This window comes from Trinickia sp. Z7 (assembly GCF_056498045.1).
On the sequence record NZ_JAUEQW010000003.1, the window covers coordinates 135,633 to 157,747 of the forward strand.

General features: G+C 65.2%; 20 protein-coding genes. 13 read left to right on the forward strand and 7 right to left on the reverse strand.

All coding sequences use genetic code 11. The annotated features are described in order from the left end of the window. Genes QQS38_RS07115 through QQS38_RS07125 form a run of 3 tightly spaced genes read left to right on the forward strand, consistent with a single transcriptional unit; the run spans position 1 to position 3,141 of the window. A complete protein-coding gene (locus QQS38_RS07115; protein WP_479644669.1) occupies positions 1-1,008 on the forward strand; it encodes an ABC transporter ATP-binding protein in 1,008 nt (335 codons plus the stop codon). Beyond that, positions 1,005-2,024, forward strand: a complete 1,020-nt coding sequence (locus tag QQS38_RS07120; protein ID WP_479644670.1) for a peptide ABC transporter ATP-binding protein — start codon at positions 1,005-1,007, stop codon at positions 2,022-2,024. Before QQS38_RS07115 ends, QQS38_RS07120 begins: the two co-directional genes overlap by 4 nt. Then, a complete protein-coding gene (locus QQS38_RS07125) occupies positions 2,017-3,141 on the forward strand; it encodes a TraB/GumN family protein (RefSeq protein ID WP_479644671.1) in 1,125 nt (374 codons plus the stop codon). The genes QQS38_RS07120 and QQS38_RS07125 overlap by 8 nt, the downstream gene beginning before the upstream one ends. Positions 3,142-3,863: 722 nt before the next feature. Here QQS38_RS07125 and QQS38_RS07130 read toward each other — a convergent pair. The 5 genes from QQS38_RS07130 to pxpB form a co-directional block, all read right to left on the reverse strand. Further along, positions 3,864-4,820, reverse strand: coding sequence for a DUF979 domain-containing protein (locus QQS38_RS07130; RefSeq protein WP_479644672.1), 957 nt, complete (start codon positions 4,818-4,820; stop codon positions 3,864-3,866). Beyond that, positions 4,817-5,596, reverse strand: a complete 780-nt coding sequence (locus tag QQS38_RS07135; protein ID WP_479644673.1) for a DUF969 domain-containing protein — start codon at positions 5,594-5,596, stop codon at positions 4,817-4,819. Before QQS38_RS07135 ends, QQS38_RS07130 begins: the two co-directional genes overlap by 4 nt. 425 nt (positions 5,597-6,021) lie before the next feature. After that, positions 6,022-6,774 (reverse strand): 5-oxoprolinase subunit PxpA, encoded by a 753-nt coding sequence (gene pxpA / locus QQS38_RS07140; RefSeq protein WP_479644674.1) that lies wholly within the window; start codon positions 6,772-6,774, stop codon positions 6,022-6,024. A 20-nt stretch (positions 6,775-6,794) separates the two neighbouring features. Next, complete coding sequence (locus tag QQS38_RS07145; RefSeq protein WP_479644675.1) at positions 6,795-7,853, reverse strand: 5-oxoprolinase subunit C family protein; 1,059 nt, start codon at positions 7,851-7,853, stop codon at positions 6,795-6,797. Beyond that, the gene (gene pxpB, locus QQS38_RS07150) at positions 7,850-8,503 is read right to left on the reverse strand and encodes a 5-oxoprolinase subunit PxpB (RefSeq protein ID WP_479644676.1); all 654 of its coding nucleotides are present in this window, start codon (positions 8,501-8,503) and stop codon (positions 7,850-7,852) included. The genes QQS38_RS07145 and pxpB overlap by 4 nt, the downstream gene beginning before the upstream one ends. Positions 8,504-8,658: 155 nt before the next feature. Here pxpB and QQS38_RS07155 point away from each other — a divergent pair, with 155 nt between their 5' ends. Then, positions 8,659-9,171, forward strand: coding sequence for a winged helix DNA-binding protein (locus QQS38_RS07155; RefSeq protein WP_479644677.1), 513 nt, complete (start codon positions 8,659-8,661; stop codon positions 9,169-9,171). A 67-nt stretch (positions 9,172-9,238) separates the two neighbouring features. Here the strand turns inward: QQS38_RS07155 and QQS38_RS07160 are convergent, their stop codons facing one another. Then, positions 9,239-9,847 carry a 5-formyltetrahydrofolate cyclo-ligase gene (locus QQS38_RS07160; protein WP_479644678.1) on the reverse strand — a complete coding sequence of 203 codons (609 nt, stop codon included), beginning with the start codon at positions 9,845-9,847 and terminating at the stop codon, positions 9,239-9,241. A 20-nt stretch (positions 9,848-9,867) separates the two neighbouring features. On the opposite strand from QQS38_RS07160, the gene QQS38_RS07165 reads away from it, so the two are divergent. From QQS38_RS07165 to QQS38_RS07180, 4 genes are all read left to right on the forward strand, one after another. After that, positions 9,868-11,853, forward strand: a complete 1,986-nt coding sequence (locus QQS38_RS07165; RefSeq protein WP_479644679.1) for a lytic transglycosylase domain-containing protein — start codon at positions 9,868-9,870, stop codon at positions 11,851-11,853. Between the two features lie 70 nt (positions 11,854-11,923). Then, on the forward strand, positions 11,924-12,880 hold the full coding sequence (locus tag QQS38_RS07170) for a complex I NDUFA9 subunit family protein (protein ID WP_479644680.1): 957 nt from the start codon (positions 11,924-11,926) through the stop codon (positions 12,878-12,880). Between the two features lie 209 nt (positions 12,881-13,089). Beyond that, positions 13,090-13,740 (forward strand): glutathione S-transferase family protein, encoded by a 651-nt coding sequence (locus tag QQS38_RS07175; RefSeq protein WP_479644681.1) that lies wholly within the window; start codon positions 13,090-13,092, stop codon positions 13,738-13,740. Beyond that, positions 13,737-14,978: a multifunctional CCA addition/repair protein gene (locus QQS38_RS07180; RefSeq protein ID WP_479644682.1), complete on the forward strand. Its 1,242-nt coding sequence runs from the start codon at positions 13,737-13,739 to the stop codon at positions 14,976-14,978. Before QQS38_RS07175 ends, QQS38_RS07180 begins: the two co-directional genes overlap by 4 nt. A gap of 3 nt (positions 14,979-14,981) precedes the next feature. Here QQS38_RS07180 and QQS38_RS07185 read toward each other — a convergent pair whose 3' ends face one another. Then, positions 14,982-16,202: a class I SAM-dependent methyltransferase gene (locus tag QQS38_RS07185; RefSeq protein ID WP_479644683.1), complete on the reverse strand. Its 1,221-nt coding sequence runs from the start codon at positions 16,200-16,202 to the stop codon at positions 14,982-14,984. Positions 16,203-16,215: 13 nt separating this feature from the next. On the opposite strand from QQS38_RS07185, the gene QQS38_RS07190 reads away from it, so the two are divergent. The 5 genes from QQS38_RS07190 to glmS all read left to right on the forward strand — a co-directional run bounded on the left by QQS38_RS07190 (position 16,216) and on the right by glmS (position 21,919). Beyond that, complete coding sequence (locus QQS38_RS07190) at positions 16,216-17,037, forward strand: SDR family oxidoreductase (protein WP_479644684.1); 822 nt, start codon at positions 16,216-16,218, stop codon at positions 17,035-17,037. 64 nt (positions 17,038-17,101) lie between these two features. Beyond that, entirely contained in the window at positions 17,102-17,503 is a 402-nt protein-coding gene (locus tag QQS38_RS07195) for a dihydroneopterin aldolase (protein ID WP_479644685.1), read from the forward strand. Next, on the forward strand, positions 17,500-18,516 hold the full coding sequence (gene ttcA, locus QQS38_RS07200; protein WP_479644686.1) for a tRNA 2-thiocytidine(32) synthetase TtcA: 1,017 nt from the start codon (positions 17,500-17,502) through the stop codon (positions 18,514-18,516). Before QQS38_RS07195 ends, ttcA begins: the two co-directional genes overlap by 4 nt. A gap of 121 nt (positions 18,517-18,637) precedes the next feature. After that, on the forward strand, positions 18,638-19,999 hold the full coding sequence (gene glmU, locus QQS38_RS07205; RefSeq protein WP_479644687.1) for a bifunctional UDP-N-acetylglucosamine diphosphorylase/glucosamine-1-phosphate N-acetyltransferase GlmU: 1,362 nt from the start codon (positions 18,638-18,640) through the stop codon (positions 19,997-19,999). A 102-nt stretch (positions 20,000-20,101) separates the two neighbouring features. Beyond that, the gene (gene glmS / locus QQS38_RS07210; protein ID WP_479644688.1) at positions 20,102-21,919 is read left to right on the forward strand and encodes a glutamine--fructose-6-phosphate transaminase (isomerizing); all 1,818 of its coding nucleotides are present in this window, start codon (positions 20,102-20,104) and stop codon (positions 21,917-21,919) included. Positions 21,920-22,115: the final 196 nt, after the last annotated feature.

A 22,115-nucleotide genomic window follows, 5' to 3' on the forward strand; every position in this document is an offset into this window, starting at 1 on the left:
ATGAACGATCTTTTGACCATCCGAAACCTCGCCGTCACGTTCGGCGGCGCACCGGCTGTGGACGGCGTGAGTTTCACGGTCGCACCGGGGGAAGTCGTCGGCGTCGTCGGCGAATCGGGCTCGGGCAAGAGCGTGACGATGATGGCGCTGATGGGGCTCATCGATGCGCCCGGCGTCGTCACGGCCGACGAAATCACCTTCGACGGCAAGGACTTGCTGCGCGCCTCCGCGAGCGCGCGCCGCCGTATCATCGGCAAGGACGTGGCGATGGTGTTCCAGGACGCGCTCACGAGCCTGAACCCCAGCTACACCGTCGGCTATCAAATCAAAGAAGTGCTGAAGCTGCACGAGGGCTTGCGTGGCGCGGCGCTCGATCGGCGGGCGCTCGACCTGCTCGACCAGGTCGGCATTCCCGATGCCAAGAATCGCATCGGCGCTTTTCCGCATCAGATGTCGGGCGGGATGAATCAGCGCGTGATGATCGCGATGGCAGTCGCGTGCAACCCGAAGTTGTTGATCGCCGATGAGCCCACGACGGCGCTCGACGTGACGATCCAAGCGCAGATCATGGATCTGCTCGTCACGCTGCAGAAGGAGCGCGGCATGGCGCTCGTGTTGATCTCGCACGATTTGGCCGTGGTGTCGCAAGTCGCGCAGCGCGTGGCCGTCATGTATGCCGGCGAGGTGATCGAAACGAACCGCGTGCCCGATATCTTCGCGCGGCCGCATCATCCGTATACCGAGGCGCTGCTCGCCGCCATCCCCGAGCACAACCGCGGGGCCAAGCGATTGTCGGCGCTGCCGGGGATGGTGCCCGGGCGCGACGACCGGCCAAGCGGCTGCTTGTTCGCGCCTCGCTGCAAGTACGTCGTCGACGATTGCCGCAAGGGGCGGCCCCCGCTCGATCCGCCGCAGCCGCACGATGCGCTCGCCCGCGCTCGCTGCATCAAGCCGTTGAATCTCGATGCCGCTCGCTCCACGACGGCACACCAGGGAGGCGCCCGATGAACGCAGTACCGGAAGTCTCGCGCGCGCCGCGGCATGAGGCGGACATCGTGCTCGTGGCCGAGCAGTTGACCAAACACTATGCGGTGCGGCGCGGCATGTTCGGCCACGGCACGATCAAGGCGCTCAACGGCGTGTCGTTTTCGCTCGAGCGCGGCAAGACGCTCGCGGTCGTCGGCGAATCGGGGTGCGGCAAATCGACGCTGGCGCGCCAATTGACGATGATCGAGCCGCCTACCTCGGGGCGTTTGCTCGTGGAAGGCGAGGATGTGGCGGGCGCCGACCGCGCGAAGATCGCGCAGTTGCGTCGCCGCGTGCAGATGGTGTTTCAGAACCCGTTCGCATCGCTCAATCCGCGCAAGACGGTCGAGCAGACCCTGGCCGAGCCGCTGCAGATCAATGCGCAACTGAGCGCGGCTGAGCGCGCGGGCCGCGTGGCGCATATGATGCGCACGGTCGGATTGCGGCCCGAGCATGCCAAACGCTACCCGCACATGTTTTCGGGTGGACAAAGGCAGCGCATCGCGATCGCTCGTGCGATGATTCTGGAGCCGCGCATCGTGGTGGCGGACGAGCCCGTTTCGGCGCTCGACGTTTCCATCCAGGCGCAAATCCTGAATCTCTTTATGGACTTGCAAGAGCAGTTCAAGACGAGCTACGTCTTCATTTCGCACAATTTGGCCGTCGTCGAGCATATTGCCGACGACGTCATGGTCATGTACTTCGGCGGCGTGGCCGAACTGGGCGACAAGAAGACGGTCTTCGCCAAGCCGCGGCATCCCTACACGCGCTCGCTGATGTCGGCGACCCCGGCCATCTTCGAAGCCGACCGGCGTGCGCAGATCAAGCTGCAAGGCGAGATGCCTTCGCCGCTCGATCCGCCTTCGGGCTGCACTTTCCACCAGCGCTGTCCGTATGCGATCGAGCGCTGCCGGATGGAGGAGCCCAAGCTGCGCGAGGTCGACGCTCGGCTCGTGTCTTGTCACCGTGCCGAGGAGGTGGGGGACGTGGATGCCTGAAGCGCGGGCGGCGCGTAATCGTGCGCGCCGTTCGCGTCGGGGCGCGTTGGCGGCGGCTCTCGTGCGGCGCGTGCGGGCCCTCGTGCTCGCATTGGTCTTCACGCTGGCGATCGATCCGCGCTCGGGCGGGTTGATCGCGCCGGCGTTCGCCGGGCCGGCTGCCGCGCCGGCGGTGCAGGCCGCGCCCGGGGCGCCGGCCGCTCCCGCGGCAACGATTCCGGGCTTTCACGGGCCGCCGCCGGACTTCGGCGGGACCACCGCGAGCGGGCCGGTGCGCGCCGAGCCGGCGCACATGCCGTTTTACGTCGCGACGAAAGGCACGACGACGATCTACGTGCTGGGCACGTTGCACGTGGGCGACCCTTACGACTACCCGCAAACCCAACCGTTTCGGCCGCCTATCCTGGCGGCGTTGGCGGCATCGCCCACGCTCGCGCTCGAAATTTCACCGGATGACTTGATTCAATCGCAGGACGACGTATCTAAGTACGGGGTCTGTTCGTATGCATGCTTGCCGCGTCTATTGCCCGATGCGCTATGGCGGCGGCTGGCGTGGCGCTTGCGCGGCAACCCGGCCGCACTCGAGGAGATCAAGAAGACGCGGCCTTGGCTCGCCGCGTTGCTGGTCGAAACCTACGATTCCATCGCGGCGGGCCTGCAAACCGAATACGGGACCGAAGCGCAATTGCAGAATGTCTATTTGCGCACGCGCGGAAAAGTGGTCGGGCTCGAGACGTTGGTGGAGCAAATGCGTGCGTTCACGAACCTGACGCTCGCCGAGCAGCGCGAGATGCTGGCTCAGGACCTTGCGCAGACGCCTGCGCAGAACATCGATGACGTGAAGACGCTGCATAGGCTTTGGCGGGTGGGCGACGCCGATGCGATAGCGGCATGGGCGTCGGCCAAGTCGGAGCGGCTTGCGCGCACGCCCGAGATTGCGCGCGCGCTGGACAACCGGATCGTCTACGAGCGCAATCGCCGCTTCGTCGCGCGGATGACGGCGATTGCCGCGCCCAATCGCCCGGTGTTCGTGGCGATCGGCTCGCTGCATTTAGGCGGGCCCAAGGGGGTGCTGAACTTGTTGCGGCAGCGGGGGTTCGCGGTGGAGGCGGGGTAGGTTCGACTGTTGCGCTCTCCTTATAGGAATGCGCCATGACATTCCGTTAGTCCGAAATTTTCCGAAGCGAACCGATATCGATGGGCACGTGATCATAGTGCGGTCATGTCGTAGCGCCGTGGCCTCGTCCCGGCGGTGTCGTTTGGTGGCGGTGATCGCGCATGATCTCCGTTGCCGTCGTCTTTTGGAAAATCAATTCGGATCGTTCTAATGGAAGCGAGTGAAATTCCTGTAACCGGCGATTTTGTCCTATGTGTTCCTAAGGGATGGAGTACATATATATCTAGAGAATTCTACGAAATCCATCGGAATCTGGCGGCACTTGGTTGGACCTTGGTCACAGTCGACGAGACTGACGATGAACGGTTGCTGGCAACCATCCATCAAGCACGGCTGGTGCTGCTTTGGGAGTGCTACGAAATTTTGGAGCGGCAGTCGAATTCGTTCGCGTCCCTCCCTATGCACGTCGCGCGCGTCGTATTTTGCGACGATGTTCATTACTTCGATTCGCATCGGCGGGCCCAGCGGCAACGCGCCTTCGACTGGGCCGACTTGGTTCTTGCCACGTACCCGAAAAAGCTTGTCGAGTGGTATCCAAAAACGAGAGCGCGCGTGAAATGGACCCCGCACGCGGCAGCATCGTATTTTTCACCGGTACTCGCTGGCAACTCAACGGGGGCGGCCTGCACCCACTGCGCGCCGGCCGCTCGCCTGCAAAGTTTTCACCTGAACATCAACAGATTCAACAGCACGATGTTGAGCATCAGCAGGAATACGCCAGTCGGCGCTTGCGCCTTGATGACGGCATTCTTGTCGGGCAATTCCAGCAGCGCCGCAGGCACGATGTTGTAATTGGCCGCCATCGGCGTCATCAACGTGCCGCAGTACCCAGAGAACATTCCGATCGCGACCATGACCGCCGGATCGCCGTGGAACACGTTGACGAGGATCGGCACGCCGATGCCGCCCGTCATGACCGGAAACGCCGCAAAACCGTTGCCCATCACCATGGTGAACAGCGCCATCCCGATGCAGTACACAGCGACGGCGACAAAGCGATAGTCGAGATTGACGTACGCCGTCGCAACATGCGCAACTGCTTTGCCGACCCCCGCATCCGCGAACACGAGGCCCAGCATCCCGAGCATCTGCGGCAATACGGCTGCCCACGAGAGCGCATCGATGAGGCGCCGAGCCTCCTTCGCCGATTGCCCCACCGAATCGCGCGTGACGTAGCAGGCGACGGCCAGTGCGATCACGCATCCGATGCCGAAGCCGACGAGCGTCGCATTCTTCGGATCGATGAGAGGCGTCCCGCCGAAAACGAGCCGGCCCGCAGCGAGCGTCACGATCACCGTCACCGCTGGAATCGTCAGCGCCGGCACGAACAGCAGATTGCCGAGCCGTTTGGCGCTCGCGCGGCGCGTCTCGTCGCTGGGCATAGCCGGCTTGGCACCGACTACGCCGCCGAAGCCGGCGATCACCGCCATGGCGATGACCAGCACGCCGACGAGTTCGGGCGGCAGCTTGTCGCCCACGAGAAAGATGAGCGCATAAATGATCCAGAAGCCGCCCGCCGCGAAACGGCGCGGATGCGCCTTATCCGTGACGATCATCCCGCCGACGACCAACAACAACACACCGACGAGCCAAAACAAATGAGTGAGCAAAAGGGTCATGCTTGTTCTCCCGCATTCGTCGAGGGACGCGCCGGCGCGTGGGATAGGAGAGAGGACTCGGCCTCGCCGGCTCGAGCTTCACGCTGCGCTGCCTGCCCCCCGAGTTCCTTGTCGAGACGACGATCGAGCAAATACAAGCGCACGCTGTGAATAACGAACGCGCCGAGCGCGGTTGGCATGCCCCAGACGGCCACCTGCATCGGCGCCACGACGATGCCGGCCTCCTTCAGGAACGTCACCATCAACACGATCGCGCCGAAGGCAACGAAGATGTCTTCGCCGAAGAACAGACCTACGTTGTCCGTGGCTGCCGAAAATGCGCGCAATTTATAACGGACGGCGTCGGAAATCTTGCCGTAGCGGGTTTCGGTCGCGCCCTCGGCCATCGGCGCGAGCAGCGGCCGCACCATTTGCGGATGACCGCCGAGGCCGGTGAGGCCCACCGCCGCGGTCAATTCGCGCACGAGCAGATAGACGATCAGCAGTCGCCCCGCAGTGGCCGCTTTGATGCCCGCGATCCAGATTTGCGCGCGCTCGCGCAGGCCGTGGCGCTCGAGCAAGCCGATGACGGCAAGCGGCAGCAAGATGATGAGGGGAATATTGCGCGTCTTCAAAAAGCCCGAGCCGATCGCGGCGAGCAATCGATCGAGGGGGAAGTGCGCGCAAAGCGGCGTGACGATCGCCGCCGCGGCGACGATCAACATCGGATTGAATCGCAGGATGAAGCCGACGATGATGACGGCCACACCCAATAACGGCCATAGGTTTGTCTGCATAGGTTAGTCTCCAGTCGACCCGAGTCGGCGGTTAGCTGTCGACGGGAGCCAGTGCAACGCACTCACTCCCGCGCAAGGCCGAGCGCCGGCTCGCGTCCCTTGCTTCGCGTTCGACCGGGCCAGCGCCTGAGATGCTCGCACTCGGTCTTACGCAACGTTGAATACGTCGCTGCGCGCATCGTTTTTGTGTTTTGCCCACCTGCACGCTGCAACGGATGCCCACGATGCCGTCCTGCGCATCGTTCTTCATGCGGCTCTAACGGCCGCTTGCCCTGCTCAAGAGCGAATCGCACCCCGGCTGGGGCGCGGCTCGCACATTGCTCATCTCGTGTCCGTGCAGCTCATCCGCCCATGGCGTGGACGAAGCACCCAAGCACGTTTGGCGGCGTGCATCGTCGACGGCCGCGACACGTGAGGCCCGAAGGTCAATGCGTCTGCACGGAAGCGGCATGCACGGCGATGCCGTTCGCCTCGAGCGTGTCGCGCAATTTCTGCGCGAACGCGAGCGCGTGCGGGCCATCACCATGCAGGCACAATGTGCGCACGTCCAGCGGCACCCAGCCGCCCGTCACCGCGCGTACCCGCTTGTCTCGCACCATCGACAGCACGTGCTCGAGCATTTCGTTTTCATCGTCGATCAGGGCGCCGGGTTCCGAGCGCGGCACGAGCGAGCCGTCGCCTCGATAGCCGCGATCGGCGAACCCTTCTTCGATCGCAGCGAGGCCCGCCCCGCGCGCCATCGCGATGAAGCGGCTGTTGGCCAGCCCGAAGACGGCGACCGACGGATCGAAGTCATGCACGGCGGAAATGATCGCTTCGGCAATGGCGGGATCGCGCGCGGCCTGGTTGTAGAGCGCCCCATGCGGCTTCAGATGCGCCACCCGTGCGCCTTCCGCTTGCGCGATCGCCGACAGTGCACCGAGTTGATAAAGGATGCCGGCGTAGATATCGTCGGGCGGCAGATGCATTTCCTTACGTCCGAAATTGGCCGGATCGTGAAAGCTCGGATGCGCGCCGATCGCGACGCCGCGCTGCACGGCAAGCCGAACGCTGTCGCGCATGGCATTGGCGCCCCCGGCGTGCCAGCCGCAGGCAATGTTCGCCGAACTCACGAGACCGAGCAGCGCTTCGTCCGCGTCGCCGCCTTCGCCAAGATCGGCGTTCAAATCGATTTGCATGACGCCCTCTTCCAAAACCATCAAGCGGCGTGCGCGCGCCCGGCCAGGCGCTGCATCCGCTCTTCATGCATGGCGATCGCGGCATCGATCTGCCGCAAATACGCCTGTTGCTCGGCGAGCGCGTAACGCGCTTCTTCGCGCGTCGAGCGCACGAAGCGCACGCCCGCGCCTAGCCGCACCTGCGCGAGCTTCCATAGATCGGCGGCGATCACGACGCCGATGCGCGGATAGCCGCCCGTCGTTTGCGCATCGCCCATGAGCACGATGGGCTGGCCATTGCTCGGCACTTGAATCGTGCCGGGCAGCACCGCGTGAGAGAGCATGTCGCCGCTGTGCGTGCCGGTCAGCGCGGTGCCGGCCAGGCGATATCCCATGCGATTGCTGTGCGGCGTGACGCACCATTCGTCCGACCAGAACGCCGTGCGTGCGGCTTCGTCGAAAGCGTCGTATTCGGGGCCGCGCAGCACGCGGATCACGGCTGCGCGCTCGGCGCCGGCGACGTGCTTGCCGCGCCGCACCGGCTCGTGCGCCACTTCCGCGAAGCGGCACCATTGAGGCGCCTTCACGCCGAATGCGGGCGCGTCGACGGCCGACGCTCGCCGCGCTCCCGCCGGTGGCACGCCCAGCGCGAGCCTGTCGCCGTCGCGCAGCTTGCGGCCCCCCAGCCCGCCGAAGCGGGCGGCAAGATCGGTGCTGCGCGAGCCGAGGACCGGCAGCACATCGATGCCGCCGCGCACGCACAGGTAGCCGCGCATGCCGCGCGTCGGGCCGTGCAACACCAGTTCTTGCCCGGCGCGCACCGGCAAGCTCCACCAGGTGTAGACGGGCACGCCGTCCAGGGTGGCGGCAAACTGCGCGCCCGTGATCGCGATGCGGGTGGCCTGCGTGAAGCGAAACGCGGCGGGGCCGACGGTAATTTCGATCGCCGCGGCCTGCGGCGCGTTGGCGACGAGGCGGTTGCCCACTTCGAGCGCGAGCGTATCGAGCACGCCGGCTTGGGCGACCCCGAGATGCCGCAAGCCCACGCGGCCCAAATCCTGCACCGACGAGAGCACGCCGGCGCGCAGCACGTCGATCATCGGGCGACCTCCTCGACGGAAAAGCGCACCCGATCGCCGCTTTGCAGCAGGGTGGGCGGCGTGCGCGCGGGATCGAACAGGGTCGAGGCCGTGCGCCCGATCAGTTGCCAGCCGCCGGGCGACGCGGCCGGATAAACGCCGGTCTGCGCGCCGCCGATGCCGACCGAGCCGGCCGGCACCTCGAGCCGAGGCACCGCGCGGCGCGGCGTATGCAGCGAGGCGTCGAGCCCGCCCAGATAGGCGAAGCCCGGCTGAAAACCGATGAAGAACACGATGTACTCGGCGCTCGAATGGCGCCGCACGACTTCCTCGACACTGAGCCCCGCGTGCTGCGCCACCTCGTGCAGATCGGGACCGTCATCGCCGCCGTAGCGCACGGGAATCTCGATCTCGCGGACGGCGGCCTTCACCGCCACGGCGCGGTGCCAGGCCTGCGCCAATTGGCGCGCGAGCGCTTCCATATCGGCGCGAAGCGGATCGAAGACGATCGTCAGATTGTTCATGCCCGGCACGGCCTCGACCACGTGCGCCCATTCGCGCGCCGCCTGCGCGAGCGCCCAGATGCGCTCCTGACATGCGAGCGTAGCCGGTGGCGGCGCCTCGCAGACGAGGGCGCTATCACCGAACGGATAGATACGGGGTTCTGTCATCTGAGCGCCTTCGCCGGTCGCATGCATGCGTTGTATGTGACGGCATTATCGATAAATTATCGACATTTTACCAATAAGCGTTTTCGCTAATGCTGACTGGTTAGCGGGCGGCGTACACTTCGCCCACTCCTTTTCATCCTCGGCAGCAGCCCGCTATGTCGCGCCACCCGACCAAGATCGTGTCATCGGAACATCTCGTCTCCGAGACGAGCGTCGAACTGTCCGAGTTCGAGTACGGGCTCATCATGGCGAGCAACGCGTTCAACCGCTGGATGGTGCGGTGCATGTCGGCGGCGGGCGCCAAGGACATGACCGCCATCGAAGTCTCGCTGCTGCACCATGTCAGCCATCGCGAACGCAAGAAAAAGCTCGCCGATATCTGCTTCGTGCTCAACATCGAAGACACGCACGTCGCGACGTACGCGCTGAAGAAGCTCGTGAGTAGAGGGTATGTAAAAAGCGAAAAGACCGGCAAGGAAGTGTTCTTCTCCGCGACCGCGGCGGGGCGCGAGCTTTGCGGCAAGTACCGGGAAGTGAGAGAAAGCTGTCTGATTGCGGCGCTCAAGGAAAGCGGGCTCGCGAACGAGCAGATCGGCGAGGCCGCGCAACTGATGCGAAACGCATCGGGCCTGTACGACACGGCGGCACGCGCCGCCGCTTCGCTCTGAACATAAGGCTCTCAAACGCCGGGGCCGGGCCCCGGGGTCAGGGGCGGGCCGGCGGAAACATTAACCCCTAAGATCGTTCGACCGTGGGCGCGCTCGCGAACAGTCCGGCATCCGTGACGATCGCATCGAGCGCAATGTCGTGCAACTCGCGCGGCAGCGCCGTGCGGCATGCCTCATAAGCGATGCCGAGCGTGACCGGCTTGGCGGTATCGGGCCAAGCCGCGAGCGTGCGGTCGTAATAGCCGCCGCCGTAACCGAGCCGAAAGCCGTCTTCGTCGAACCCCACGCACGGCACGAGCAGGAGGTCGGGCAAGATGGTTCGCGCTTGCGCGGGCTCCGGGATTCGATGGTGGCCGACGCGCATCGGCGCATCGGGCGTCCACGCATGAAATTCCAACGCCTGGCCTTTCATGGCGACGACGGGTAGCGCGGCTTGGCGACGCACGTCCTGCGCGAGCCATTCTGCGACGATCGCGCGCGCGTCGAACTCGCCTTCGAGCGGCCAATAAAAGCCCACGGTGTGCGGTGCGTAACGCGCCAGGGCGGCACGCAAATGGGCCGCGAGCAAGGGGGCGGCGCGACCAGCCGCCGCCGCCTCGCTGCGCGCTTGCAGCAAGCGTTTTCGCAGCTCGGCTTTCGAATTTGTCGAAGGGTTGCGTGCTATGCTTTCGCTCAATTTTCGCTCCACGAACCACGATGTCGAAACGCTTCGCTCGAGTATATCGCGCGGCCGCTCTGGCGCTGGCCGCCGTTGCGCTCGTCGCCTGCGGCACGGCCACTGCCGGCCGTCATCCCCGCCCCACCGCGGCGCCCACGGACGATCAGATTTTCGTGCGCTTGCGCGAAGCCGCCCGCAATAACGACGCAGCGCGCGCGGCGCAGCTCGCGGCGATGATCCCGAATTACCCGGCGCCGTCGTATCTCGAGTATTTCCAGCTCAAACCGCAACTGTTCGACGGCAGCGGCCATGCCCGCATCGACGCGCCGGATACCCCCGTGCTCTCGTTTTTGCAGCGCCACGACGGCGAAGCGATCGCCGACCGGCTGCGCAACGATTATCTCGTCGTGCTGGGCGCGCGGCACGACTGGCGCAACTTCGATGCGCAGTACGCGCGCTTCGTGCTGGACGACGATACCCAAGTGAAGTGCTACGCGCTCGAATCGCGTGCCGCGCGCGGCGAGAACGTCGCCGAGGCGGCGCGCGCGCTGCTCGTCGAGCCGAAATACTACGGCGACGGCTGCGTCGATTTGATCGTCGCGCTGGCGGCGACCCATCAGTTCAGCGACGACGATGTCTGGCAACAAATCCGCCTTGCCTACGAGCAAAACAGCACGAATACGGGCAGCCGGTTGTTCGATGCGCTCGGCGCGACGCGCCCCGATCCGAAGCTCGTCGATCAGGCCACGAGCGCCCCGCCGCTACTGCTCGCGCGCGGCGTCGGCCGCGATTTCGCGTCGCATGCACTGGCGCTGCTCGCCATCACGACCATGGCGCGCAACGATGTCGTGTCGGCGGCGGCCACCTTCGCCACGATCGCGCCGTCGCTGACGTTGGCCGAGCGCGCGATCGGCTGGGGCACGATCGGTTATCAAGGCGCGGCCCGTCAAATCCCGGGCGCCGTCGATTGGTTCCGGCTGTCGGCGAACGCGCCGCTCTCCTATCCGGCGTATATGTGGCGCACGCGCAGCGCGTTGCTTGCCGGCGATTGGACGATGGTGCGCTGGTCGATCGAGCAGATGCCGAGCCCGCTGCGCAGCCAGCCGGCTTGGGTGTACTGGCACGCGCGCGCGCTCGAGCAGATCGGCGATGCCGACGACAAGGCGCTCGCGAAGCAGGAATTCGCGCGCATCGCCGCAGGCTTCAATTTCTACGGGCAGCTCGCCAGCGAGGAACTGGGCCGGAAGATCACCGTACCGCCGAAAACGAGCGTGACCGATGCCGAGGTGGACGCCGTGAGCCATACGCCGGGCTTCGATCTCGCGCGGCGCTTTTACGCGCTGAACCTGCGGCTCGAGGGCAATCGCGAGTGGAATTGGCCGCTGCGCGGCATGAGCGACCGCCAATTGCTGGCCGTGGCCGAATACGCGCGCCGCATCGAACTGTACGATCGCACCGTGAATACGGCCGACCGCACGCAAGCCGACCACGACTTCTCTCTGCGTTATCTCTCGCCGTTCCGCAACATCGTGGAGCGCGACGCGAAATCCACGGGGCTGGATGTCGAGTGGGCCTACGGGCTGATCCGGCAAGAATCGCGCTTCATCATCAACGCGCGTTCCGATGTGGGCGCGGGCGGGCTGATGCAGTTGATGCCCGGCACGGCGCAGATGGTGGCCCGCAAAATCGGCCTCGGGCCGCTCTCGCGCGAGCAGATGAACGACATCGACACGAACATATTGCTCGGTACGAGCTACTTGTCGATGATCTACAATCAGTTCGACGGTTCCGCCGTGCTCGCCACGGCCGGCTACAACGCCGGGCCCGGCCGTCCGCGCCAATGGCAAGCGGCGCTGCAGCGTCCCGTCGAAGGCGCGATCTTCGCCGAGACGATTCCGTTCAACGAAACGCGCGACTACGTCAAGAACGTGCTGTCGAACACGGTCTACTACGCGGCGCTGTTCGAAGGCCGCCCGCAATCGCTGAAGGAGCGCCTCGGCGTCATCCTGCCGCAAACGCCCTGACAGGGGCGCCGCGCGGTCAGCGAGGGCGGTCGACAACGCGGTAGCGGTAGTCGCTCGCAGGGAGGCGAACATGCGGCATCAATCGATTGCATTGATAGGCGGTTCCGGGTTCATCGGCACGCATCTGGCCAACGCGCTCGTCGCGGCGGGCAAAAACGTGCGGGTGGCGACGCGGCGCCGCAGCCATGCGAGCCACCTCACGATGTTGCCGCTCGACGTGATCGAGCTCGACGTGTTCGATCACGTCGAATTGGCCCGCTTCGTCGAGGGCGTCGATGCCGTCATCGACCTCGCCGGCACCTTGCACGGCCGGCGCGGCACTCCGTACGGCCCGGAATTCGCCAAGCTGCATGTGGAACTGCCGTCCAAGATCGCGGCTGCCTGCGAAGGCAAGGGCGTGCATCGGCTCATCCATCTGAGCGCGATCAACGCCGATCCGAATGGGCCGAGCATGTATCTGCGCTCCAAAGGCGATGGCGAAAAAGCCGTGCGCGCCGCCGCTCAGCTCGCGACGACCATTTTTCGGCCGTCGGTGGTGTTCGGTCCCGAAGATCATTTCCTCAATACGTTCGCCGTGCTCGAGCGTTTATTCCCCGTATTGCCGCTCGCCAAGGCCGATGCAAAGTTCCAGCCGGTGTATGTCGGCGATGTGGTCAAGGCCATCGTGGGCACGCTCGATCTCGATGCGGCCCATGGCAAGACCTACGAATTGGGCGGTCCTACGGTCTATACGCTCGAAGCGCTCGTGCGCTACTGCGGCGAGGTCATCGGGCGGCACGCCCGCATCGTGCGGCTGCCCGATGCGCTCGCTTATATGCAGGCGCTGACGTTCGAATCGCTGCCGGGCGCGCCGCTCATCACGCGCGACAACCTCGATTCGATGTCGCGCGACGCCGTGCTCAGCGGGCCGCTTGCGCCCGAATTGAACTTGACGCCCGTCGCCGTCGAGGCGATTGCGCCGACGTACCTGAACGACGCGTCGCTGCGCTCGCGCTTCAACGTATTTCGAACCACGGCGGGGCGTTGATCGCCTGCGTCGAGCGCTGATCGCCGGTAGGCGAGGCCGGCGCTATCGGCGCGCCATCGGGGCGCTTTGGAGGCCGGCGTCCCGCCGCGCGCTTCGGGTGATGGCGTCCTTCGGAGCGCGGATCGCGCCATCGTGGCACCATTGCTGTTCTCGCTTTCTCCCGTTCAGTCGACCAATCAATCAACAACCAACGTTTGTGGCGGTGACGCATGAAACTCATCATCGGTGATAAGAACTATTCGTCGTGGTCCATGCGGCCTTGGGTCATGATGAAGCACATGGGCATCGACTTCGAGGAAGTGATCGTGCTGCTTGGCGAGGCCGATACGAAGGCTCGAATTCTCGAGCATTCGCCATCGGGCAAAATGCCATGCCTGATCACAGACGACGGTCAAGGGATCTGGGAATCGCTCGCGATTCTCGAGACGCTGGCCGAGCGTTATCCGGAGCACGGCCTTTGGCCGAGCGACCCCGCTGCGCGCGCGCATGCGCGCGCGATCGCGTGCGAGATGCACGGAGGCTTTGGCGAAGTGCGTTCGCAGATGTCGATGAACGTGCGCGCCCGGCGGCCGGGCAAGGGCGCGACGCCCGCGGTGCTCGCCGAGGTTGCGCGCATCGACGCGATTTGGAGTGAGTGTCTCGCGCGCTACCAAGGCCCGTTCTTGTTCGGCGGCACGTTCGGCGCGGCCGATGCCATGTATGCGCCCGTCGTCTCGCGTTTCATTACCTATGCGCCGCCCTTGTCCGATGCGGCGCGCGCTTACATCGAAAGCGTGCGCGCCGTTCCCGCGGTGCGCGCTTGGTTCGCCGATGCGCAAGCCGAGACGCATCGCATTGGTTATTACGAAGACGACGCATGAAGATTTATGCAGTGGGCGGGGCGATTCGCGATGCGCTGCTCGGCGTGCCGGTGTCCGACCGCGATTACGTCGTGGTCGGCGCGACGCCCGAGCAGATGGTGGCGCAAGGGTATCGCCCCGTCGGCAAGGATTTCCCCGTTTTTCTGCATCCTCAGACGCAAGAGGAATACGCGCTCGCGCGCACCGAGCGCAAGACGGCCACGGGCTATCACGGCTTTCAGTTCTACTACGCGCCCGATGTCACGCTCGAGGAAGATCTAGCCCGCCGCGATTTGACGATCAACGCGATGGCGCGCGAGGTGCGCCCCGACGGCGAGCTAACGGGGCCGGTCATCGATCCGTTCGGCGGGCAGCAAGACCTGCGCGAGCGGCGCTTCCGGCACGTCGGTGCGGCGTTCGTCGAAGACCCCGTGCGGATTCTGCGCGTGGCCCGGTTCGCTGCGCGCTTTCACGATTTCACGCTGGCACCCGAGACGCTCACGTTGATGCGGGCGATGACGGCGGCCGGTGAAGTCGATGCGCTCGTGCCCGAGCGCGTCTGGCAGGAAATTTCGCGCGGGCTGATGGAGCGCAAGCCCTCGCGCATGTTCGAGGCGCTGCGCGAATGCGGCGCGCTCGTGCGCGTGCTGCCGGAAGTCGACGCGTTGTTCGGCGTGCCGCAACGGGCCGACTACCATCCCGAGGTCGACACCGGCGTGCACGTGATGATGGTCGTCGATCACGCGGCCGCGCGCGGCTATGCGTTGCCGGTGCGCTTCGCCGCGCTCACGCACGATCTGGGCAAGGCCACGACGCCAGACGACATTCTCCCGCGCCATATCGGTCACGAGACGCGTAGCGCCGATCTGCTGCGGCCGCTGTGCGAACGCTTGCGCGTGCCCAACGAGTGCCGCGACCTGGCGCTGCTCGTGGCCCGCGAGCACGGCAACGTTCATCGGGTCATGGAAATGGGCGCCGCTGCGCTCGTGCGGCTGTTCGAGCGCAGCGATGCGCTGCGCAAGCCCGCGCGCTTCGCCGAAGCGCTGCAGGCATGCGAATCCGATGCGCGCGGCCGGCTCGGCTTCGAAACGCGCGAGTATCCGCAAGCCGAGCGGCTGCGCCTCGCGCTGACGGCCGCCCGCGCCGTCGATGCGGGCGCTGTGGCGCAAGGGTTCGCCGCTCAGCCGGCGAAAATCAAAGACGCCGTTCACCGCGCGCGGGTCGAAGCGGTGGCGCGCAGCTTGGGGGAAGCGGTGTAGCCTTCAGAGGGTATGCGATCGATCGCCGCGCGCGAACGCATCGATCGGCTCGTCGATGCCGCGTGAAAACGCGATCACCTTGAACAGCTCGCCCATCTCCGCTTCGGACAGCAACTTTTGCACGGCGTTGGCCGCGGGCAGAAAGCGCGCAGCATCCGCGGGGTCGATTTCGGACAGGGCCTCGGTGATGCCGGCGTTCATCAGAAAACGCGCCTGCGATATGTAGCCGAGCAGGTCCGCCCCGGTATCGACGCCTGCTTGGGCGATGCGCGTGAACTCGACGTGGGCGGTGATGTCCTGCAGCCCCGGATAAAGGAACGGATCGCCGTGCGCCCGGTGCCGGTAGTGACACATCAGCGTGCCTTCGGTGCGTTGCGGGTGGTAGTACTCCGCGCGCGGGAAGCCGTAATCGATGAAAAAGGCCGCGCCCTTTGCGAGCATCGAACAGACCGTGCGAGTGAACGCCGCGCCGGCAGCGTGCGTTTCGACGACGTAGTCGAGCTGCGGGTCGATCTCGGCGTCGATTTCGGCAAGCAGGGCGGCATCTTCGTCGGACAATCGGACGCCCGCGGCATCGAGCGCGCGCGCCTCGAAACGCAACGCGCCGTGTTCGTCGAAGGCAACACCGCGTGCATGCCAGACGCCTCCGCTGCGCGCGTAAAGCGCCACCGGCATCGCATCGAGCACTTCATTGCCGAGCACGACCCCTTCGAAGCGCTCCGGCAGCGCGTCAAGCCAGCACACGCGCGCTGCCAGTTGGCCCCCGAGCGCTTCGATCGTCTCGCGCTGGCGCTCGCGCAGCTCGCCGGACAGATCGACGATGGCGTACCGCTCGAGCGGCGCGCCGAGCGCATCGAGGGCGGACAGCACGCCGGCCGCGAGCCGCCCCGTGCCGGCCCCGAATTCCATGACTTCGCGCGTGCTGCTCGCGGCCAGCGCTTGGGCGATCGGGCGGGCCAGCGTCCGTGCGAAAAGGGGCGACAGTTCCGGCGCGGTGACGAAATCGCTGCCGTCCTCGGCGCGGCGGCCGAATTTGCGCGCGCCGCCGCTGTAATAACCGAGCCCGGGCGTGTACAGCGCGAGCTCCATATAGCGGTCGAACGGCAACCACCCGCCCGCCGACGAAATTTCGTGACGGATCTGCGCAACGAGTGCGGCGCTGGCCGCGAGCGCATCGGCGGCGGGAACGGGTAAACTAGCGGGTTCGTGAGCATTCTGATTCATTCCGGCATTGTAAATGACCGCTTCCCCTCATCCTCGCTCTGAAGCCGGCGCTGCCGCGGCGCCTGCGCGCGTCGTCCTCGTGACGGGCGCGGCGCGGCGCATCGGCCGCGCGCTCGCCCTCGGCTTCGCTGCGCAGGGCTGGGACGTCGGGGTGCATTACGGCGCATCCAAGGACGAAGCCGATTCGCTCGTGGCCGAAATCCGCGCGCTGGGTCGCGGCGCCGTCGCGCTGGCGGCCGATCTGGCCGTCGAGCGCGAAGCGGCGGGGCTCGTTGCGGCATGCACGGCCGCGCTCGGCCGGCCGGTCTGCGTGATCAACAATGCGTCGCGCTTCGTCGAAGATACGGCGCGAGACGTCGGCTACGAGACGCTGCTCGCGCACATGGCCGTCAACGTCGCGGCGCCGCTGGTGCTCGCGCGCGCACTGTTCGATGCGACCCCCGAAGCGGCTTGCGCCGACGAAGCGCTGCGCAGCGTGGTCATCAACGTGCTCGATCAGAAGCTGTACAACCTGAATCCGGATTATTTGTCGTACACGCTATCGAAGGCGGCGCTGCAGAGCGCGACGGTCACACTGGCTCAGGCGCTGGCCCCGAAAGTGCGCGTCGTCGGCATTGCGCCGGGCTTGACGCTGCAATCGGCCGATCAAACGCCGGACGAGTTCGCGCACGCCCATCGCGTCACGCCGCTCGGCCGGGCCTCGACGCCCGAGGACGTGGTGGCGGCGGCCTGTTATTTGGCGCGAGCGCATGGCGTGACTGGCGCTACTTTGATCGTCGACGGCGGGCAGCATCTCGTGCCGCTGCCGCGCGACGTAATGTTTTTGACGCGGTGACGCGCGTCGGCCCCGGCTGGGCCGGGCCCTCGCGCGTTGCGCGCGTATTTTGACTGGAACGAACATGGTTGCCGCACTCTTGCATCCCCGGCTCGCCGATTGCCGCAGGCTTTTTCTGCGCAATTACGAGGTCTATATCAACATCGGCGTGCACGAGTTCGAAAAGCGCGGCGAGCAGCGCGTGGTGATCAACGTCGAACTGTTCGTGCCGCTCGCCGATACGACGCCGGTCGAGGACAAGTTGCACGAAGTCCTCGATTACGACTTCATGCGCGCGACGATCGCGCGGCGCGTCGGGCAGGGGCACATTCATCTGCAAGAGACGCTGTGCGACGACATCGCGGGGACGATGCTCGAGCATCCGCGTGTGCGGGCGGTTTCGGTATCGACGGAGAAGCCCGACGTCTATCCCGATTGCGACGCGGTGGGCGTCGAGGTATTTCGCATCAAAGAGGCATCGGCATGAACGCGCCAGAGACGATCGCGCAACCGGGCGCGGCCGCCCAACCCGAAAGCGCCGAACTCACGCGGGAAGCGGCGGGCGAGGCGGAGCAGGCCCCCGCGCGCCCCGCGCTCACGCGCCGCGAGCAGAAGGAAGCGTACGAGAACAACAAGCTGTTCAAGCGGCTGGCTCGGCTCGTCGGCCAAGCGATCGGCGATTTCAACATGATCGAGGACGGCGACAAAGTGATGGTGTGCATGTCGGGCGGCAAGGATAGCTATGCGCTGCTCGACGTCTTGCTGCGGCTGCGCGAGCGCGCGCCGATCCACTTCGACATCGTGGCCGTCAATCTCGACCAGAAGCAGCCCGGTTTTCCCGAGCATGTCTTGCCCGACTACCTCACGAGCGTGGGCGTGCCCTTTCATATCGAGAATCAGGACACGTACAGCATCGTCAAGCGCCTCGTGCCCGAGGGCAAGACCACCTGCTCGCTGTGCTCGCGGCTGCGGCGCGGCATCCTCTATCGCGTGGCCGGCGAACTGGGCGCGACCAAGATCGCGCTCGGCCATCATCGCGACGACATCTTGCAAACGATGCTGCTCAATTTGTTTTACGGCGGCAAACTGAAGGGCATGCCGCCGAAGCTGCAGTCCGACGACGGCAAGCACATCGTGATTCGGCCCCTTGCCTACGTGAAGGAAGTCGATCTCGAGAAATACGCGCAATTGCGCGCGTTCCCGATCATTCCGTGCAATTTGTGCGGGAGTCAGCCGAACCTGAAGCGCGCGGAAATGAAGGCGCTGATCCGCGATTGGGACAAGCGCTTTCCGGGGCGCGTCGAGAACATGTTCAATGCCTTGTCGAACGTGGTGCCGTCGCACTTGATGGATCCCGCGCTGTTTCCGTTCGCCGGTTTGCGGGCAACGGGGCAGGCCGATCCGGACGGCGACATCGCTTTCGACGACGACCCCTGCGCGACGACCTCGAGCGGCGAGGGTGGCCAAGGCATTTCGTTCGTTCAGTTCGACGATCTTTGAGGCGCCGTCACGCGCGGGAGCGCCCCGAGCATGAACGTTGCGAGGCTTTGCGGGGCGGCCTTTGCGCGGCTTGGCGCGTGTTAAAATCGCGCACTTTGTCCCTTACTCTTTCGCCGATGCCATGAACATCGTCATTTTGGCTGCAGGCACCGGCAAGCGCATGCGCTCCGCGTTGCCGAAGGTGCTCCATCCGCTGGCCGGCCGGCCGCTTCTCGCTCACGTCATCGATACGGCGCGCGAACTCGATCCGGCGCGAATCGTGGTGGTCGTGGGGCATGGCGCGCAAGCGGTGCAGCAAGCCGTCGCCGCGCCCGATGTCGCGTTCGCGTTGCAGGCGGAGCAGCTTGGCACGGGGCACGCCGTGCAACAGGCTTTGCCGTTGCTCGATCCCGCGAAACCGACGCTCGTGCTGTACGGCGATGTGCCGCTCACGCGGGCTTCCACGCTCAAGCGCTTGGCCGATGCGGCCGTCGAAGGTCGCTACGGCATCTTGACCGTGACGCTCGACGATCCCACCGGCTATGGCCGCATCGTGCGCGACGCGGGCGGCTACGTCACGCGCATCGTCGAGCAGAAAGATGCGACTCCCGACGAGCTGCGCATCCGCGAGATCAATACGGGCATCGTCGTTACGCCCACGGCCCAGCTTGCCATGTGGCTTGGCGCACTGAAGAACGACAACGCTCAAGGCGAGTATTACCTGACCGACGTCGTGGAACATGCGATCGAAGCGGGCTTCGACGTCGTCACGACGCAGCCCGACGAAGCGTGGGAAACGCTCGGCGTGAACAGCAAGGCGCAACTGGCCGAACTCGAGCGGATTCATCAGCGCAACATCGCGAACGCGCTGCTTGGCGCGGGCGTGACCGTCATCGATCCGGCACGGCTCGACGTGCGCGGGGAACTGACGTGCGGCCGCGATGTTTCGATAGATGTCAATTGCGTGTTCGAAGGGAAGGTGACGCTGGCGGACGACGTCACCATCGGCGCCAATTGCGTGCTCCGCGATGCCATGATCGGTGTGGGCACGCGTATCGAGCCGTTCACGCACATCGATGGTGCGCAGGTGGGCGCGCGCGCCGTGCTCGGGCCGTACGCGCGGCTGCGGCCCGGCGCGGTGCTGGGCGACGAAGCGCATGTCGGCAATTTCGTGGAGGTGAAGAACGCGACGCTGGGCCAGGGTTCGAAGGCCAATCATTTGAGCTACCTCGGCGACGCGGACATCGGCGCGCGCGTGAATGTCGGGGCGGGCACGATCACGTGCAATTACGACGGTGCGAACAAGCATCGCACGGTGATCGAAGACGATGTCTTCGTCGGCTCCGACACGCAATTGGTTGCGCCCGTGCGCGTTGGCCGCGGCGTGACGATCGCGGCGGGCACGACGGTATGGAAGGACGTGCCCGAAGGCGCGCTTGTGCTCAATGAAAAGACGCAGGTGGCGCGCGACGGTTACGTGCGTCCGGTGAAGAAAAAGCGCTGAGCCGGCGCGGCTTCGAGGGCGCATGCGCTCGCGCACGGACGCGGGCGCGCTTGCACGGCAGCATCGAAAAGAGAAGTACTACTCGCGAAAGGAAGGGTTCCCATGTGTGGCATCGTCGGCGCCGTTGCGCAGCGTAATATCGTTCCCGTTCTGGTCGAAGGACTGCGTCGCCTCGAATATCGCGGCTACGATTCGTGCGGCGTCGCCGTGCTGACGAACGGCGAACCGCGCCGTGCGCGCAGCGTGGAGCGCGTGGCCGATCTCGACGCGCAAGTGCGAGCGGGGCATCTCGAGGGCGTCACCGGCATCGCGCATACGCGTTGGGCCACGCATGGAGCACCCGTTACCGATAACGCGCATCCGATTTTTTCGCGCGACACGGTGGCGCTCGTTCATAACGGCATCATCGAAAACTTCGAGCCGTTGCGCGACATGCTGCGAGGCAAGGGCTACGTGTTCGTCTCGCAAACGGATACCGAAGTCATCGCGCACCTGATTCACAGCCTTTATCGCGGCAGCCTTTACGACGCCGTTTGCGAAGCGGTGAAGCAATTGCACGGCGCGTATGCGATTGCGGTCGTGCACAAGGATGAGCCGAACACGGTGGTGGGTGCGCGACAGGGTTCGCCGCTCGTCGTCGGGGTGGGGCAGGGCGAGAACTTCCTCGCATCCGATGCGTTGGCGCTCGCGGGCAGCACCGACCAATTCCTGTTCTTGGAAGAAGGCGACGTGTGCGAACTCACGCTAAGCGGCGTTCGCATCAGCGACCGGGACGGTAACGCCGCCGAGCGCGAGGTACGCACGGTGCAGGCGTACGGCGGCGCGGTTGAGCTGGGCCCGTACCGGCACTTCATGCAAAAGGAAATCTTCGAGCAGCCGCGAGCCATTTCCGACACGATTCCCGCCAGCGACACATTCGAGCCGACGCTGTTCGGCGACGCCGCGCCTGCTGCGTTCGACGAAATCGACAGCATTTTGATTTTGGCTTGCGGCACGAGCTATTACTCGGGACTGACGGCGAAATATTGGCTCGAATCGATTGCGAAGATTTCGACGCAAGTCGAGATTGCGAGCGAGTACCGTTATCGCGAGTCGGTGCCGAACCCGAAGGCGCTCGTCGTCGTGATTTCGCAGTCGGGAGAGACGGCGGACACGCTGGCTGCGCTCAAGCATGCGCAAGCGCTGGGTCATCGGCATACGCTGGCGGTTTGCAACGTCGGCACGAGTGCGATGGTGCGATTGACGCAGATGCAGTTCTTGACGCGCGCGGGGCGTGAGATCGGCGTGGCTTCGACGAAGGCATTCACCACGCAGTTGGTGGCGCTCTTTACGCTGGCTGTGACGCTCGGCAAGATGCGCGGTCGCGTCGATGCGGCCAAGGAAGCCGATTACATGAGGGAATTGCGTCACTTGCCGGCTGCCCTCAATAGCGTGCTTGCGCTCGAGCCGCAGATCATCGCGTGGTCGGAGGAGTTTTCGCGCAAAGAGAATGCCCTGTTCCTCGGCCGCGGGCTGCATTATCCGATCGCGCTCGAAGGCGCGCTCAAGCTCAAGGAGATCTCTTACATTCACGCCGAGGCTTATCCTGCCGGCGAGTTGAAGCACGGGCCGCTCGCGCTCGTGACGGAAGCGATGCCCGTCGTGACGGTCGCGCCGAACGATACGCTGCTCGAAAAGCTGAAGTCGAACATGCAGGAAGTGCGGGCGCGTGGCGGCCAGTTGTATGTGTTCGCCGATTCGGATACGAAGATCGTCAACGAAGAAGGGATGCACGTGATCCGCATGCCCGAGCATTACGGGATGCTCTCGCCGATCCTGCATGTGGTGCCGCTGCAGTTGCTGGCATATCACACGGCGTGTGCGCGCGGAACGGACGTCGATAAGCCGCGTAATTTGGCGAAATCGGTGACGGTGGAGTGAGGTAGGGGGCTCGCTGTTGTGAATTGCTGAGGTGCATTAGTTTCGGTAACCGGGCATCGTTTTCGTTTTGGTTACGGGGCCTTTACCTGCCGTTAAGCCTTGCCTGACAACGCGTAACCGGCATTGTTGTCAAAGCGACGGGGGGCCTTTTTCCGGCTCCCTTTATTGCGATTGCCTTGCAGATGCGCTACGGACT